Annotated in this window: 2 protein-coding genes; one reads left to right on the plus strand and one right to left on the minus strand. The window is 79.2% G+C overall.

Annotation, left to right across the window (positions count from 1 at the left end):
- The first annotated feature begins 129 nt into the window (after window positions 1-129).
- Window positions 130-1,059, plus strand: coding sequence for a 3-methyladenine DNA glycosylase (locus ABEB16_RS05825; RefSeq protein WP_345711321.1), 930 nt, complete (start codon window positions 130-132; stop codon window positions 1,057-1,059).
- Here ABEB16_RS05825 and ABEB16_RS05830 read toward each other — a convergent pair.
- Complete coding sequence (locus tag ABEB16_RS05830; protein ID WP_345711322.1) at window positions 1,045-1,842, minus strand: siderophore-interacting protein; 798 nt, start codon at window positions 1,840-1,842, stop codon at window positions 1,045-1,047. The genes ABEB16_RS05825 and ABEB16_RS05830 overlap by 15 nt on opposite strands.
- Between the last annotated feature and the right edge of the window lie 76 nt (window positions 1,843-1,918).

The following is a 1,918-nucleotide window of genomic DNA, read 5'->3' on the forward strand; positions in this document are numbered from 1 at the left end:
TGGCGGTCGTGGCGGGCTGGTTCGGCGGGCCGGCCGCCGCGGGGGGCAGGGGGTGCGCCGAGGAGGACGCGGGCGCGGAGGCGGGTTCCGGCTGACGCCGCCACCACGGCCGGCGGTTACCGTGGCGCGGTGGCAGTGGTGCACCAGGAGGCGGGCCCGGCGCCGCTCGTGCTGGACGAGGCGGACTGGCGCACCCGGGAGGCCGCCCACGCCGAGCGCGCCGACGCCCTCACCGCCGGTGCCCGCGCCCGGCGCGAGCGCGGCGAGGCCCACGCCGTGGAGGACTTCCTCTACACCTACTACCCGTGGCCGCCGGGCCGGCTGCGGCGCTGGCACCCCGGCGCCGGGGTGGTGCTCACCGGTGCGGGCGCGGTGGGGCGTGCGGGGTGGGCGCACTACGCGGCCGCGCAGGCCCCGGACGGCGCGGCCGGTGCCGCCGTGGACGCGGCGGGCATCGCCGCGCAGCGGGCACCGGTGGTGCGGCTGGCCGGGCGGGTGCTGGCGGCGACGCTGACCCGGCCGGCGCAGCTGGGCTGCTTCGGCCTGCACGAGTGGGCCATGGTCCACGGCACGCCCGCCGGTGGGATCCGGCACTCCAGCTTGCCGCTGCGCCTGGGCAGCGCCGGCACCGACGCCGTCGTGGAGTCCCACCGCATCCGGTGCAGCCACTTCGACGCGTTCCGGTTCTTCACCCCCACCGCGGTGCCGCGCAACGAGCTGCAGCCGCGGTCGGACACCCGGGCGGAGCTGGAGCAGCCGGGGTGCCTGCACGCGACGATGGACTGCTACCGGTGGGCGCAGAAGCTGTCCCCGGCGGTGCCGGGCGAGCTGCTGCTGGACTGCTTCGAGCTGGCCCGCGACGTGCGGGTGCTGGACATGCGCGCCTCCCCGTACGACGTCAGCGGCTACGGGCTGACCGCCGTGGCGATCGAGACGCCGCAGGGCAAGGCGGAGTACGTGGCCGCGCAGCGGGGGTTCGCCCGGCGCGCGGAGCCGCTGCGCCGCCGGCTGCTCGCGGTGTGCGAGCTGCTGGCGGCGGCGGGCTCAGCGACCGGCTGAGGCGCTCGCCTCGTCCTGCGCCACGGCCTCGTTCCACTCCTGCTTCTCCGCGCGCCACGCCTCGTCGGTGCGCCCGCGCCGCCAGTACCCGGACGCGGAGAGCCGCTCGGCCGGCACGCCGAGCTCGGTGCGCGCCCAGCGGCGCAGCTGCCGCACCGCGTCGGCCTCCCCGTGCAGGAACGCGTGCGGGGTGCCGGCCGGGCGCTGCGCCTGCCGCGCGGCGGCGACGAGGGCACCCGGGCCCCCGGTGTCGCGGTGCACCCAGCGGACGGTGACGTCGGCGGCCGGTGTGGGCAGGGGCAGCTCGTCGGCGGCGCTGCCCACCTCCACCACGACCCGCGCGACGGCGTCGGCGGGCAGCCGCTCCAGGGCGGCGGCGATGGCGGGCAGGGCGCTGTCGTCGCCGACGAGGAGGTGCCAGTCCGCAGCGGGGTCGGGGCGGTAGCCGCCGCCGGGACCGAGGAGGTGGATCACGTCGCCCGGCTGCGCCCGGTCGGCCCAGGGACCGGCCAGCCCCTCGTCGCCGTGGACGACGAGGTCGACGGTGAGCTCCCCGCGCCCGGCGTCGAAGGCGCGCACCGTGTAGGTGCGCAGCAGCGGCCACTCCTCGCGGGGGCGCTGCTCGCGGACGGCGGCGACGTCGAGGGGGTCGGGCCAGCTGACCCCGGGCGGGGCGAAGAGGAGCTTGACGTAGGAGTCGGCGTGCTGCGGGGCGAAACCGGTGAAGTCGCCGCCGAGGACGACGCGCACCAGGTGCGGGGTGAGCCGCTCCACGCGCCGCACGGTGGCGCGGCGGGTGGGCCCGCCCTTGCCGCCGGGGCCGCCGGGGCCACCACGGCCGCCGCGCCCGGGGCCGGTG

Source organism: Kineococcus glutinatus (assembly GCF_039542765.1).
GTDB classification, from domain to species: domain Bacteria; phylum Actinomycetota; class Actinomycetes; order Actinomycetales; family Kineococcaceae; genus Kineococcus_A; species Kineococcus_A glutinatus.